We start from the raw sequence: 13235 nt of genomic DNA, 5'->3' as shown, positions 1-13235 counted from the left end.
AGAGGCGGGTTCGCAGATGAGTGCTTCCGCAGTTCTGGCCTTCCGGGGCCGGCGCGACGATCACGCCCTTGTTGCCGGGTAGGTCGAGGGCAGCTGATGTTTTTTTTCGCACGCGCGATCAACGAAGGCCGAGAGCAGGATCTCGCCTTGCAGCCACATGGCTTCGACTCGAACACGGATGGTCGCATTTTGGCAACCACATCGTGGATCTCAGGTCGAGCGGTCGTGTAAACGGCAGTGGCGCCCCAATCGAGGGCGGATTGGACGGGCTGTCGCGGAACTGGTCATCCTTGATCAGGTGGCCGATGACGTCCCCCCGAAAAGTGTCGACGCCCTTGCGAAGCCAGAACCGCATGACATCGTAAATGGCGCTGGGGCGGAGACGCACGATAGTGTTAGTGGCTGGTCTACCTGTCATATTGCCAGGCGCTGCCGCCAACGCCAGTTGTTGGGCGGCTCGGTGACCGCGGCGGGATCGCGCCAGATGTACCAGTCGCGCTTTGGGCTGGAGCGCCAGCTGCGGTTTCGACGAACGAGGGGTGCTGATCGAAGCGATTTACAATGGCAGCAAAGCATTTCTCGATTCGTTTTAGTTCGCGCTTCGGGAGGAATTGCGGGATAGCGGGCTCGCAGCAACCTGCCTCATGCCCCGCCCTACCTACACAGAGTTCTTCAAGCGCGCGGACATAAGGATACCAAGATCGGCACCGAAGAGAAGGACGATGCCGCGGACATGGCACGCGCGGGATTCGATCCGATGATGCGCGGGAAGGCGGTCGTCACAGGCATGAAGAACAAGATCAAATCCGCCGTGGCGAATGTGATGCCGGCGCTGCCCTTGCAAAACAGCATCGGAAAATGGCTGAGCCGGGCACAGCACACTTGCGGTTTCGCTCGAAAGTGCCACCACACTCACTGCGGCGCTCCCGGTCCTAGCAGCACAAAGGATCGCACGTGCTCATCGCTCCGCTCCGCGCATCCAATCGATCAGCTTTGGCCAGAGTGTCTTCTGCCCACGAGTGGGCCTACGTGCTGAAGCGCAACCCCAATCTCCCGGTCGTAGGCAAAAATCGAGGGATTTTTTAGCACTATCAACGCGGATGAGGATGGGACCACCCTGCTTCCATGATCAACGATCGCTGCGACGGGTATCTTGGCGAGCAGGTCACATCCGGCAAATCGCCCAAGAAAGTGAAGTTGGTTTCGTGCAAATCGATCCTCACGATAGAGTAGCTGAAGTAGGTCTTGGATCAGCCGGCCACTTGGGGAGAACTCGTCCAAACTCCAGCGAATAACGGCGAGGTGGAATGCAGACGCTTCTTGATCATGCAGACAGGCGTAAGCATCGGCATAACGTCCAAGAACGAATTCGTCCGGGGCGGCGGCAACGCTCGCCAGATCGAGGAGACTTCCTGGAACAGGATCGAGCGGCACTGCTCGTGAAGAAAGCACAATTGGCTCCAGCGCCCCCATCTGATCGCCGAATTTCAGAGGAGCCTCAATTAAGACGAGTTTTCTGACCACAGATGGCTCAAGAGCCGCCATGATTGCGGCGAGAGTGCCACCGAGGAGAGTGACCGACCATGATCGGCGAGGTGCGATGCTCAGCCACAATCATCTCGGCCGCAAGACGGAGCGAACTTACGCTCGTTTCCAGATCTAACTTGCTGTCCAGCTCCTCTGGCCATTCGTAAAGGTAAACGGCAAATCCGGCGTCGCCGAGAGGCCGCACCACGCTCACGTTTCGCAACAGATCGAATATGTAGGCTCGCTTGATTCGGGCGGGCACAATCAAGATCGGCGGCTTGTCTTCCGCAGAGTGCACGTATCGGCGCAGTCGAAAACATGAAGCATCGATGTGATGGCATGCAGTTTCATGTGGACCGTAGCCTGCACTTTCTAGCAAGCGGCCCGCTGCTCTTCTGGCAGAGTCGTCAATCGAAAAGAACGGAAGCATCCAATCGTAACCTTCGGACCGCAGCATTGGTGCCCCCTGATCACACCTGACACAACAGGCTGCTATTCCCGAATGTTCCGCGAGTAAGGCCTTACCAAACGACCCCGCCAAGAACGTGTAAAGCAAAGAACGCGTCGGGCGCGGGCGCAAGGCGAGAAACAGCTGGCCTCGACGCTCAACAGATAGCCGCGTAGGGCGCAAAGCAACCACGTGGTACTCATCTGCTAAAAGAGCTGTAGGGGTCCTCAGATGGCTGAAGCGGTGGGGTCAAGTCTCTGTGGGCGAGTGCTCGCCAATCACAGTGCCCGGCGGCGATGATCACCAAAGGCGCGCGGACGTCAGGGCTTGCGCACGAAACCCAGACGAAGTGAACAAGGGGCTTCGATGTCCTTGTGCCGTAGAAAAGCGCCCCTTTGGATGGCTTCAACTACCAAAGCCGGCAGTAGCGCCGACCTCGTCTCGTGAACCAACCTGCGACCTCTACAAACCCGCTTTCCGTCCCTCCCACGTTGATGCGCTCCCTGTCTCTCAACGACGAGAGGCTTCTGCCTTACCCAATTTTACCCAAGTCGGCCTTTGGAAGCTAATTGGGACCGCATAATGAGCGCTAGCCTTCTCGTTATCTGCGGCCTCTGAAGAGGAGGCACGTGGGTTTGCGGGCCAAAGAGCCCAGAGGAGGGGAAAATGCCAAGGACGTTCGCCGTGTTTCGCGGCTACTCGGTCAAACTTGCCAGAAACGCTCTCTTCTGCTCCACGCTTTTTGCCGGAACGGTCTTCGCCTTCCAGCAAGCTGAAGCGGACGATATCAACTGGCGGCAGTTCGAAGGTACCTCGATCGTCTGGGCTTACGACATCCATCCCTATGCCGACGCCGTTGCAGCCCAACTACCAGAGTTCGAGAGACTGACCGGTATTAAGGTCACGCCGGAGCTGTACCCCGATGACGCTTATTGGAATAAGCTGACCATCCAACTGAGTACCAAATCGCCCAGTTGGGACGTTGTCGGTACCGGGATTCAGCCCGCTTGGGATCTGGCGCCGGGCCAATTGCTTGAGCCGCTCGATGGCTATCTTAACGATCCGAAACTCACGGCACCTAGCTACGATTACAAAGATTTCTTTCCGGCATTGCGTAATGCCCTGACTTGGAACGTTAAGGAAGGGCAGATCGAGCCTGGAAGCGGGCACGTGTGGGCGATCCCGCATGGCTTCGAGAACATCCAGCTATTCTACCGCAAGGACATTCTGGACAAGTACGGGATCAAGGTTCCGACAACACCGCCTGAGATGTCCGAAGCTTGCGCAAAGCTCAAGGCTGCCGATCCGACGATTACACCCCTTGGTGTGCGCGGCGTGCGCTTTTGGAGCAGCATCCACACGGCAGCGATATCGATTGCAAAATCGTACGGCGTGCATGATTTCCTGCTCAAGGATGGCCGGCTTGATACCGGACTTGATTCGCCTGAATCGATCGCGTTTCACAAAGACTATGTGGACATGATCAAAAAGTGCGCGGCTCCGTCTTTTGCTAACGACAACTGGTACCAGGTCGTCGATGGCATCAGCTCCGGACGCACGGCGATGGCCATCGACTCCAATATGTTCGGTTTTTGGAACGATGTGGCCGGTAAGCCCGCCTCAGGAAAAATCGCCTTCGCGCCTCCACTGCACGCTCCGAACGGTAAAAACTTCGAATCCAACATCTGGATCTGGTCGCTCGCAATGAACGCTGCGTCGAAAAAGAAAGGTGCGGCTTGGCTGTTCATTCAATGGGCAACATCAAAGCAGGTGGAACTGAACGGCGCTACCGCCGGCAAACTCGTCAACTCTCCACGTGCTTCGACATGGACCGATCAGGCCTGGCTCGAATATGCGGCAAAGCCGGAGTTCAACAACTTTGTCGATACGTTCAAGGCCGTGCAGGGCAGGGCCGAGCTTGCCTTTACAGCGCGGGTAGGATTCGCCGAGGCAATCAACGCATGGGCGGTTGCCATGCAGAAGATGGTCAACGGAGCGGACGTAAAGGCCACGCTGACCGAACTCGCCTCAGAAATCCGTTCGTCTATGTAAAGCGAAAAGGGGCAGCTTTAGCTGGCTGCCCCCAGCACCTGAGATGATAAGATGGACCTTCCAGGGCTTGACGCAATCGTGACGCTGCGGTCATCGGTAAGCCAGCTTGCTCCGTCAAAAGCTGAAGAGTTAACTGCCGAGGAGCGGGCTCTGGATTGGTGGAGCCTTGCCGCAATTGCTCCCGCTATCATTATTCTGCTCGGCTTTCTCTTCCTGTTTTTCTATGGCGTGTTTCAGTCGCTCACTGACCTCAGGTTTGGTCGGCCGCTGGTCCATTTCGTCGGCTTGAGCAACTATGCTGCCTTGATCAAGACAGAGGATTTTTGGAACAGCGTTCGCGCCACGTTTGTCTATGCGGGATCGGCAGTTTTTATAGAAGCCTTGTTCGGGCTGGCACTTGCCAAGCTGTTCGCGACCGAGGTCTTGCTTGCGCGCCTTATGCGACCTGTCATTCTACTGCCGCTCGTCCTGCCGCCCATGAGCGTCGCACTGATGTGGACGACGATGATGGATCCGCAAAGCGGCATCATGAACTATTTGCTGTCCCTTGCGGGTATCGGCCGCTTTGCATGGATCTCAGACCCGAGCACGGCAATGATCTCCTTGGTCTTCATCGACGTATGGACCTATACCCCCTTCTTTGCGCTGATTATCTTCGCCGGCCTCCAAGGCATCAACGAAGAGGTGAGAGAGGCTGCGCGAGTAAACGGCGCGAAGGGCTGGGCAACCTTCCTGTACATCGAGCTACCGCTTATCGCGCCATACGTCTTGATTGCCGCGGTATTTCGATTGATCGAATCCCTCAACCAGTTTGACATCATTTTTGGGACAACGCAGGGAGGGCCGGGCAATAGCACGGCCGTGCTTTCTGTGCGCGCATATGTCACGGCTTTCCAAAATCTCGCCTTTGGCCGCGGTGCCGCCCTCATGGTCGTCAACTGGATCCTCGTTCTGGTCGCGACCTTCGCTATGGTCAAGCTGTGGCGCTTCGTTCGCAACCGTGTAATCTGAGGAGGCACCATGCGCCCAAGGCGTTCACTCACCAGCAATTGCATTCTCAATCTGCTCGTCGCGATCAGCGCCTTGATCCTGACTTTTCCACTCGTCTGGATCGTGATGATGTCGCTCAAGCAACAGGCCCAGGTGATGACGTGGCCGCCGACCTTCCTCTTCTGGCCGACATTGGAAAATTTTCGAGTCTTGTTTGACCTCGCCCAGGCGGGAGCGACGAGCTATGGCACGATCAAAGTCGATTTTTTGACCCCGATCATCAATAGCGTCGTCATAGCGCTAGGCTCGGTCGTCATCTCGCTGCTTGCGGGAGTGCCTGCAGGCTATGTCCTGGCGAGGCGGGACATTCCCCTAAAGGAAGATATCGCTTTCTTCATTCTGGGATTCCGTTTTGCACCGGTTCTTTTGGTTGTGATCCCGCTCTTCAGCATCTTCCAGACCATTGGTTTGTACGACACTTTCTTCGGCATGATTTGGGTTTACCAGGTCGTGACGCTGCCAATGATTGTCTGGCTGAGCCGCTCTTACATCGAAGACCTCCCGAAGGATATCGAGGAAGCGGCAGCTATGGATGGCGCGACGCCAGTCCGGATCGTATTCCACGTCGTTCTGCCGCTGTTGAAGCCTGGACTGATCGGGGCCTCCTTGCTCATCTTCCTGCTCGCATGGCACAACTTCGCGCTGGGTCTGATCCTCAGCTCGACTAAGGCCCCGGTCACGGTCGCTCTTCTCAAGCTGCTCAATCCCGGTGTGCAATTCTACCCTGTCATGGCCGCAGGGCTCGTGGTGACAATGATCGTTCCCGTCATCCTGATTGTCATAGGCCAGCGTCATCTCGAACGAGGCCTTACCTTCGGGGCCGTAAAATGACGCCCAGGCCATTGATGTTCTTCGGAACAACCAACCTCGACCTCTGCTTCAATGTCGAGCGACTTCCAACGCCCGGCGAAAGCCTCATCGGTACTGTCACCCGCAATCCGGGAGGGAAGGGCGCCAATCAGGCCGTTGCTGCAGCCCGGCTTGGGCTTCGGCCGCTTTTCTACACCCGTCTTGGGTGCGATGAGGCCGGTCAGTCCCTGCTAGAATCGCTGCGCGAGGCCGGCGTTTGCGCGGAGGCGATCGAAATCGGGACCGGGGAAGTCTCAGGCTCGGCCCTGGTCTTGGTTGGGGATGACGGCTCTAACATGATCGTCATAGACCCTGGCGCCAATCTTAATGTGACGCCAGAGATGGTCGAGAGCGCGGCTCAATTTATAGAGCGCGATGCGATCGTAGTCGCAGAAATGGGCATGCCGATTCCCGCGCTGAGCCGGCTTTTCGAGATGAAAGGCGAGAAGGGTTTCGAGCTCATTTTCAATCCGGCGCCGGTAAGGCCTGGGCTGTCATCGCAAGCATGGAGAAGTGTTGATTTCCTCACCCCGAACCAGGCAGAAGCCCTTGAGCTGACCGGAATCGCGGTGAACGATTTTGACAGCGCCGCGCATGCAGCCGGCAGGCTTCTTGATCTCGGGCCGAGGGCGGCGCTGATCACCCTGGGAGCTCGCGGGGCCTATTATGCCGATGCGAACAGGTCTTTTGCCCTGCGGGCGTTCCCGGTGAAGGTGATTGATACCACGGCTGCAGGAGATGCCTTTAACGGAGCTTTCGCAGCGTCCCTTGCCCAGAGGCTTCCCTTGAGGGAAGCCGTCAGGAAGGCGCTCGCAGTGGCGGCTCTATGTGTGACGCGAAGGGGCGCTCAAAACTCCATGCCGAGCGCCCAGGACGTCGACGAGTTTCTGAAGGCCCAAACCATCTTGGAGTTGGAATGACTGAACAATTCTCGGTTTCAGACAGAACCGTGCTCGTCACCGGAGCAGGCGGCGGCATTGGCTCTGCCATCGCGAACGCCTTCCGCCGAGGAGGAGCGAACGTCCTGGCGACCGATACGAATCTGGACAATTTAAGGGAAACGCTGACGAGATTGCCCCACGGCAACGGGATTTTGCCGTTCGCCATGGATGTTGCGCGAGAAGAGGACGTCGCCAGAGTCCTCGACGAAGCTGCCAACCGCTTTGGTCGGCTCGACGTGCTTGTCAACAATGCAGGAATCAAATCCGCCCAGCCGCTGCTCGAGGGCAGTTCGGACAAGATTGAGCGTACCATCCAGGTCAACTCGATCGCTGTTTGGCGCTGCTCGAAACTGGCGATCGAGCGGTTCATGGGAAGCAAAGGAGGCCGCATCGTCAACGTTGGCTCCTCGCTGTCCTCGCAAGGGGCCGTTTTTAACTACCAGGCCGGCGGAGCCGATTATTGTCTTTCAAAGGCCATCGTCCACGACCTGACCAAGCTGCTCGCCTACGAATGCGCCCCGCTCAGGATTAACGTCAATGCGATCGCGCCGGGAATTATTGATACGCCAATGCATGGGCGTCCGCGGGAAGAGACTGAAGCCCGCCACAGCGGCCGCATCCCCCTCGGAAGGGTAGGGGTGCCGGAGGATATCGCAGGCTTGGCCGTCTTTCTTGCAAGTCCTGCAGCTTCCTACATGACCGGGCAAGTCGTTCACGTCAACGGCGGGATGCTCATGAATGGCTGATCCGGCGACCGATCTCCATTGGCCATCAATCGAGGCAGTGATCTCGGACCTCGATGGCGTCGTTTATCGCGGTCATGCCGGGATACCCGACGCTATCCAGGCGTTTAAGGCATGGCAGGCGGAGGGGCTACCGTTCTGCTTTGTCACAAATAACTCCACGCACACCGCAGAGGATGTTGTCCGCAAGCTGGACCGGTTCGGGCTTGCGATTGCGCCAGAAGACGTAGTGACGAGTGCTGTCACTGCCGCCGAACTGATACGGAAGACATATCCTGACCTGACGCGTGCTTTTGTGATTGGTGCTCGTTCTCTCGTAGACGCAGTTGCGTCCATCGGGCTTGAGGTGACCGATCGAAGGCCCGAGATCGTGGTGATGGGGCTCGACCGTGAAATCACTCATGAGAAATTGCGGATCGCGGTCGAAGCAATCTTGAACGGCGCGGTATTGATTGGCACCAACCCGGATCTTCTGTTGCCGACCATCAATGGGTTCGAACCGGGTGCGGGAGCAATGATCACTGCCGTGGCCCTGGCAACGCAAGTCAAGCCTCTCATCGTCGGCAAACCCGAACCGCACATGATCGAGACGGCGCTTGCACGCCTCAAGACCCCCCGCAGTTCAACACTCATGATCGGGGATCAGATTCCGACCGATATTCAGGCCGGGAAGCGGGCTGGCCTGCCCACCGTGCTGGTCACGACTGGTGTGCCCTCGCGAGAGGATCCATCGCTGCTGTCTCCCGATTTCATCGTGTCCAGTCTACGCGATATTGATGTGGGCCCGGCGCTGGCTGGAAGACGGCGGCAGAGGAGTGGCTGATGGCCAATGTTCGCCTGGAAGGCGTGAAAAAGGCGTATGGGACGATCGAGATCCTGCGCAATATAGACCTGACCATCGATCACGGCGAATTCGTCGTCTTCGTGGGCCCATCAGGGTCAGGCAAGTCTACGCTGTTGAGGATGATTGGAGGGTTGGAGCGCATCAGCGGCGGGCGACTGCTGATCGACAATGAAGTGGTCAATAACGTCGATGCGGCTGACCGTAACCTCGGTATGGTATTCCAAAGCTACGCTCTCTATCCCCACATGACGGTGCGAGAAAACTTCGCATTTCCGCTGCGGATGGCCAAGATGGCGAGAGCCGAGATAAATACCAGGGTCGCCGAAACTTCGTCCTTGTTACAGATTGACCATCTGCTCGATCGCAAACCTCGACAGCTATCGGGCGGACAACGCCAGCGCGTAGCAATTGGACGCGCTATTGTCCGGCAGCCCAAAGTATTCTTGTTCGACGAGCCTCTGTCGAACCTGGATACCGAATTGCGGGTGCAAATGCGGGTTCAGATCGCCAAGCTTCATAAGCAGCTCGGAAATACAATGATCTATGTGACGCATGACCAGATCGAGGCCATGACTATGGCGGACAAGATCGTCGTGCTCAAGGACGGCAATATCGAGCAAGTGGGCAGCCCGCACGATCTTTATCACAATCCGGCATCCCGCTTTGTGGCGGGCTTCATTGGCTCGCCCAAGATGAATTTTCTGGACGGCCACGTCGAGGCAGCCCACGAGGGGGGCATGGACGTCAAGCTCGAGGCGGGCGCGACAGTGTCTGTCCCCGTCCAGCCGGATCAACGTCTTGTCGGCAAGCCCATCACGCTTGGAATTCGGCCGGATGATTTCTCTCAATCCCCGGCGGAGGAGACCGACATCGCAATCGAGCTTGATGTCGATTTCGTCGAACATCTTGGCAGCGTCACCTACATTTATGGTAACGCTGGCAAGCAAACTGTCGTGGCGAAGGCCCCCAAACCCGAGCCGTCCAAGCGATCCGGCAAGCTGCGTCTTGCGGTCTCGCCGGCGGACTGCCACCTCTTTAGCTCGAATGGAAAGGCGCTACGACGGTTGCGCGCGCCCGCAGATTGGAGCTAGTTTTCGGACCTGCCGTGGAGGAGGCTGGCCCGGTATGCACACGCGAGCGGACCAGGTAAAGGGCGGCGGGATCAGGCAGTTCTTCCGTAATTCCCGCTCATTTGTGCTTGGTGCGGGAATCGGATCTGGCATGACCGCGAGAGCCGCCGAACGCGCGGGGGCAGATTTCGTGCTTGCGCTTAACGCAGGCCGCTTTCGCGCGATGGGAGGCTCTTCGCCGGCCTCAATTCTTCCAATCCGCAACGCCAACGAATTCGTGGCCGGTTTCGGCCGGACCGAAATCCTGCCCAGCACGAAATTGCCGGTCTTTTTCGGAGCCTGTGCCTTCGATCCGCAGCTCGATATCGACCGCTTTCTCGAGCGCATCATCAGGTGGGGCTTTTCAGGTGTCACAAATTTCCCGTCAGTCATCCACATCGATGACTATAGGAGGTCGCTCCTTGAAAAATGCGGGCTCGGTTACGAGCGGGAAATCGAACTCCTCGTGAAGGCGGCAAGACGTGGCCTGATGACCATCGCCTATACCCGCACCCAATCCGAAGCGAAACGCATGGTTGAAGCGGGAGCTGAGGCCATCTGCATCAATTTCAATCTGAACCGGGCGGTCGAAAGCGGTCCCGACCCGTCGATCAGCCTGTCCGAACTCGCTGCACGCACGAGCGCTGTTGCGCGCGTGGCTCAATCCATCGATAAAAGCGTGATCTGCCTGCTTGGCGGCGGACCTATCACGAAGCCTGACGAATTGCTTGAGATTTGCCGCGAAACAGGTGTCCAGGGTTTCATCGGCGGCTCTTCGCTCGATCGCGTCCCACTGGAAATGTCAGTCCTTGAAGTCACCTCAGGCTTCAAGACCATTCACTTGCTCCGTGAGAAGGTCGATCTCCTCGAGCGCCAACTCCAATTGAGCGGGGTCAGGCACGGCGTCATCGCGCAATCCTCAATCATGAAGCGCGTCCTGGAGACCGCAAGGCGCTTGGCAAGCAATCCCAATCCAGTGCTCGTTTGGGGCGAGGCGGGGTCCGGGAAGCGACGAATAGCCAGCCTTGTTCATGCCTTCAGCGAGAGGAAACAGACGAAGCCAGCGCTGTTTCATTGCCGCCCGGGCCTGGCAACTGATACGGTCGGTGTCCTGTTCGGCGTCGAACGCTGTGAGAACAGGAGACGTCAACTGTCGCTCCTGGAAAGTGCAAGCGATACTACGGTCTTGCTGATGCATATCGATCAGCTATCGCGGGACGGGCAGGAGCGTCTTGCCGATTACCTGGAGACCGGCAGTTTCACGCCGTTGAATGGCGTATCCATTGTAAGGTCAAACGCGAGGATCATCGCAACCGCAACAGTGGCCCGCGGAAAAGGCCTGCAAAGCGTTCTGTGTCCCCGCCTTCTCGCGTTGTTTGTTGGGCTGGACATAGAAGTCCCCCCTTTGCCAAACCGGCTGGAGGACCTTCCGCAGCTCATCCAGCATTTTACAGTTGAGGCCAAGGGGGATGCGAACGCGCAGACGCTGGCAATAGAAAAGTCTGCGTTTTTGGCGCTAGCGGGCCATCATTGGTCCGGAAACTTGAGGGAATTGCGCCAGATCGTCAACCAGCTTGTAGCGCTGAAAGACGCACATATAGTCGCCGAGGTGCTTAAGCCGCTGTTGAATGCGGCCTTGCCCGCCAAGCCCAGTTCGGCATTCTCCGAGCGCGAATGGATCATCGAAGCATTAAAACGAAACAGGCTTCACCGTGGAAAGACTGCCCGTTCTTTAGGACTTTCAAGAAAAACACTTTACAACAAGATCAAGAAACTGAGGATCTTGGAGTAGGCCTTCATCATCTTTTGCGCACGGACCGTCTCAAAGCCGTCTCGCCTAAGAGCGCGAGCTTTGGTATCGACGATCCCTGTTGGCCGATCCTGACCAGCTGCATGTCGTCGGAAATCTTCAGCGCAAGAGTCTCTTCCGGTAAATAGACGATACCTTGGAGATGCGAACCAACACGCCGCTCTGCCGATGTGATTTCGCAATCCTTGGCGACGGCGAACAAGGTCTTGAATCCCAGACTCGCAAACCATTCCATGCGCTGAAGTTCTACCTCCTGTCCGGTATCGACCGGCTCGCCAGTCACCGACCGCTCAATCATAGAGGCTGGTGGGAAGTTTATTACTCCGACAATCCCGGCATTCTTCAGAGATTCGGTAATGTCCTCCCAGCACGCGAACGGGTCGATCATCATGATTGCCGCGTATAGGTGGGCGCGTGTTCCCTTCGGAACGTGTTGCAAGTCCCGCAACAGAGACTCATTCCAGTCGACAATAGGCAAGGTGGCCATGACAAGCATGGAGCCTTTCGGAAGGCTGCGCAAAGATGGTGCGTAGATTTTCAATGACGCTCCTTTGCCGGCGGGCGGCAGACGCGTGGTAAGTGTGCCGACAGCTGTCGCTTTCACCGCATTCTACCCGATTTTACTCATCTGTATCTTTCACCGATCTTATGCGTGGCTCCAGCCCGGTCTAGATGGGTGCGAACGCTGAATTTTCGCTGCCTAGCGAGAAGTGTGCCCCGAGAAGTCTATCCGCTGGCAGACCGGCCTCGTCTGCTTTCTCCCTGAACCTAAGCCGCTGTTGGAGAACTCCAGCAGCGGCCTCTTTTCGGCCCCAACGCCATTCGTGCCATGCAGGAGGGGTCCACCAAGCGCCATCCCCGTCTGACGCACCGATCAGCAGGGGTCCTTAGGCTCGTCCGGGCCATTGGCGGCGGCTGTCTAGTATTGCCGTAAACGTTAGGAGATGAGCCTTACTTTCCGTCGTACTTTGGCGGCCGCTTCTCAAAGAAAGCGTTCATTCCCTCCTTCTGGTCAGAGGTGGTGAAGGCAACCCGGATCGCTTGCCGCTCAAATTCTACGCCAGCATCCAAGGTCGTGTGATAGGCGGCGAGAACTGAAGCTTTGGCAAGTTCTACCGAACGCGGTGGCTTATGCGCGATCAGATCCGCGATTTCGAGGGCTCGCGCTCGCGCTTTACCTGCTTGGACGACTTCGGCTACCAAGCCCGCCTGCATGGCAGTATGGGCCGAAATAGGTTGGCCTCCAAGGATCATCAGCATTGCGAGAGATTTTCCCGCGACGCGGGTCACGCGTTGAGTCGCGCCATCGCCGGGCAGAATTCCGATGTTGATCTCGGGCTGCCCAAAGAGCGCGCCTTCGCCTGCGATGACGATATCGGCCAGCATCGCAAGCTCGTGGCCGCCTCCAAAGCATACCCCTTCTACGGCAGCAATAATCGGCTTCGGGCAGTTCGTGATGTCCCGCCAGTTGTTGCGGCGGGCTGGATTATTGATGGCTTCGAAGCCGCGCTGCTGCATTTCCTTAATATCCGCTCCAGCAGAAAAGAAGGCGTCACTGCCACAAAGCACTATGCAGCGGACGGTCTCATCCGACGCGGCATCGCGGCAGGCTGAGGAAAGCGCAGCGATAAGCTCATTGTTGAGGGCGTTTCGCTTGGTCGGCCTATTCATGGCCAAGAGGCGGACGTGCGGGAGCGGAGAGGTCGAAAGTACAAGTTCGGAATTTGGCAGCATGCAAAATTCTCCCGGATAGCTGGGTAAAGAAGCTAAGTTTCGCCTCAGCCTGGGACCCCGATGAGAACCATTGAGAGCGTCGCTTTAGCACCCTCTATGAGACTGAAGCGGTACGCAAAGTTGCCTGT

Annotated in this window: 13 protein-coding genes and 1 pseudogene; 9 read left to right on the top strand and 5 right to left on the bottom strand. The window is 57.4% G+C overall.

Features of this window, described 5'->3' with window-relative positions; all coding sequences use genetic code 11:
- Positions 1 to 118: 118 nt before the first annotated feature.
- Positions 119 to 355: a hypothetical protein gene (locus P6U23_RS26330; protein ID WP_407175417.1), complete on the bottom strand. Its 237-nt coding sequence runs from the start codon at positions 353 to 355 to the stop codon at positions 119 to 121.
- Between the two features lie 193 nt (positions 356 to 548).
- On the opposite strand from P6U23_RS26330, the pseudogene P6U23_RS26325 reads away from it, so the two are divergent.
- Positions 549 to 936 (top strand): annotated as a pseudogene (locus P6U23_RS26325) (hypothetical protein); the annotation flags it as partial.
- Between the two features lie 51 nt (positions 937 to 987).
- On the opposite strand, the gene P6U23_RS26320 reads toward P6U23_RS26325, so the two are convergent.
- On the bottom strand, positions 988 to 1524 hold the full coding sequence (locus P6U23_RS26320; RefSeq protein ID WP_407175416.1) for a hypothetical protein: 537 nt from the start codon (positions 1522 to 1524) through the stop codon (positions 988 to 990).
- Between the two features lie 7 nt (positions 1525 to 1531).
- Positions 1532 to 1984: a hypothetical protein gene (locus P6U23_RS26315; RefSeq protein ID WP_407175415.1), complete on the bottom strand. Its 453-nt coding sequence runs from the start codon at positions 1982 to 1984 to the stop codon at positions 1532 to 1534.
- A 657-nt stretch (positions 1985 to 2641) separates the two neighbouring features.
- On the opposite strand from P6U23_RS26315, the gene P6U23_RS26310 reads away from it, so the two are divergent.
- From P6U23_RS26310 to P6U23_RS26275, 8 genes are all read left to right on the top strand, one after another.
- On the top strand, positions 2642 to 4027 hold the full coding sequence (locus tag P6U23_RS26310) for an ABC transporter substrate-binding protein (RefSeq protein WP_407175414.1): 1386 nt from the start codon (positions 2642 to 2644) through the stop codon (positions 4025 to 4027).
- Between the two features lie 51 nt (positions 4028 to 4078).
- On the top strand, positions 4079 to 5038 hold the full coding sequence (locus tag P6U23_RS26305) for a carbohydrate ABC transporter permease (RefSeq protein WP_407175413.1): 960 nt from the start codon (positions 4079 to 4081) through the stop codon (positions 5036 to 5038).
- Positions 5039 to 5047: 9 nt separating this feature from the next.
- Positions 5048 to 5908: a carbohydrate ABC transporter permease gene (locus P6U23_RS26300; RefSeq protein WP_407175412.1), complete on the top strand. Its 861-nt coding sequence runs from the start codon at positions 5048 to 5050 to the stop codon at positions 5906 to 5908.
- Entirely contained in the window at positions 5905 to 6846 is a 942-nt protein-coding gene (locus P6U23_RS26295) for a ribokinase (RefSeq protein ID WP_407175411.1), read from the top strand. The genes P6U23_RS26300 and P6U23_RS26295 overlap by 4 nt, the downstream gene beginning before the upstream one ends.
- Complete coding sequence (locus tag P6U23_RS26290; protein ID WP_407175410.1) at positions 6843 to 7613, top strand: SDR family NAD(P)-dependent oxidoreductase; 771 nt, start codon at positions 6843 to 6845, stop codon at positions 7611 to 7613. The genes P6U23_RS26295 and P6U23_RS26290 overlap by 4 nt, the downstream gene beginning before the upstream one ends.
- Entirely contained in the window at positions 7606 to 8433 is an 828-nt protein-coding gene (locus P6U23_RS26285) for an HAD-IIA family hydrolase (RefSeq protein ID WP_407175409.1), read from the top strand. The genes P6U23_RS26290 and P6U23_RS26285 overlap by 8 nt, the downstream gene beginning before the upstream one ends.
- Positions 8433 to 9545, top strand: a complete 1113-nt coding sequence (locus P6U23_RS26280; protein ID WP_407175408.1) for an ABC transporter ATP-binding protein — start codon at positions 8433 to 8435, stop codon at positions 9543 to 9545. Before P6U23_RS26285 ends, P6U23_RS26280 begins: the two co-directional genes overlap by 1 nt.
- 130 nt (positions 9546 to 9675) lie before the next feature.
- Positions 9676 to 11355, top strand: a complete 1680-nt coding sequence (locus P6U23_RS26275) for a phosphoenolpyruvate hydrolase family protein (protein ID WP_407175407.1) — start codon at positions 9676 to 9678, stop codon at positions 11353 to 11355.
- A 7-nt stretch (positions 11356 to 11362) separates the two neighbouring features.
- Here P6U23_RS26275 and P6U23_RS26270 read toward each other — a convergent pair whose 3' ends face one another.
- Both P6U23_RS26270 and P6U23_RS26265 read right to left on the bottom strand, forming a co-directional pair.
- On the bottom strand, positions 11363 to 11914 hold the full coding sequence (locus P6U23_RS26270; RefSeq protein WP_407175406.1) for a hypothetical protein: 552 nt from the start codon (positions 11912 to 11914) through the stop codon (positions 11363 to 11365).
- A gap of 410 nt (positions 11915 to 12324) precedes the next feature.
- Complete coding sequence (locus tag P6U23_RS26265) at positions 12325 to 13107, bottom strand: enoyl-CoA hydratase-related protein (RefSeq protein WP_407175405.1); 783 nt, start codon at positions 13105 to 13107, stop codon at positions 12325 to 12327.
- Positions 13108 to 13235 lie beyond the last annotated feature (128 nt).

Source organism: Bradyrhizobium sp. STM 3562, assembly GCF_045571435.1.
In the GTDB taxonomy this organism is placed as follows: Bacteria; Pseudomonadota; Alphaproteobacteria; order Rhizobiales; family Xanthobacteraceae; genus Bradyrhizobium.
This window is presented reverse-complemented; position numbering and strand designations above follow the sequence as displayed.

What these genes read in the sequence shown, in the direction of transcription:
- P6U23_RS26330 (WP_407175417.1), bottom strand. Translation starts at nt 355, where the DNA reads ATGCGGTTCTGGCTTCGCAAGGGCGTCGACACTTTTCGGGGGGACGTC.
- P6U23_RS26315 (WP_407175415.1), bottom strand. Translation starts at nt 1,984, where the DNA reads ATGCTGCGGTCCGAAGGTTACGATTGGATGCTTCCGTTCTTTTCGATT.
- P6U23_RS26310 (WP_407175414.1), top strand. Translation starts at nt 2,642, where the DNA reads ATGCCAAGGACGTTCGCCGTGTTTCGCGGCTACTCGGTCAAACTTGCC.
- P6U23_RS26305 (WP_407175413.1), top strand. Translation starts at nt 4,079, where the DNA reads ATGGACCTTCCAGGGCTTGACGCAATCGTGACGCTGCGGTCATCGGTA.
- P6U23_RS26300 (WP_407175412.1), top strand. Translation starts at nt 5,048, where the DNA reads ATGCGCCCAAGGCGTTCACTCACCAGCAATTGCATTCTCAATCTGCTC.
- P6U23_RS26295 (WP_407175411.1), top strand. Translation starts at nt 5,905, where the DNA reads ATGACGCCCAGGCCATTGATGTTCTTCGGAACAACCAACCTCGACCTC.
- P6U23_RS26290 (WP_407175410.1), top strand. Translation starts at nt 6,843, where the DNA reads ATGACTGAACAATTCTCGGTTTCAGACAGAACCGTGCTCGTCACCGGA.
- P6U23_RS26285 (WP_407175409.1), top strand. Translation starts at nt 7,606, where the DNA reads ATGGCTGATCCGGCGACCGATCTCCATTGGCCATCAATCGAGGCAGTG.
- P6U23_RS26280 (WP_407175408.1), top strand. Translation starts at nt 8,433, where the DNA reads ATGGCCAATGTTCGCCTGGAAGGCGTGAAAAAGGCGTATGGGACGATC.
- P6U23_RS26275 (WP_407175407.1), top strand. Translation starts at nt 9,676, where the DNA reads ATGACCGCGAGAGCCGCCGAACGCGCGGGGGCAGATTTCGTGCTTGCG.
- P6U23_RS26265 (WP_407175405.1), bottom strand. Translation starts at nt 13,107, where the DNA reads ATGCTGCCAAATTCCGAACTTGTACTTTCGACCTCTCCGCTCCCGCAC.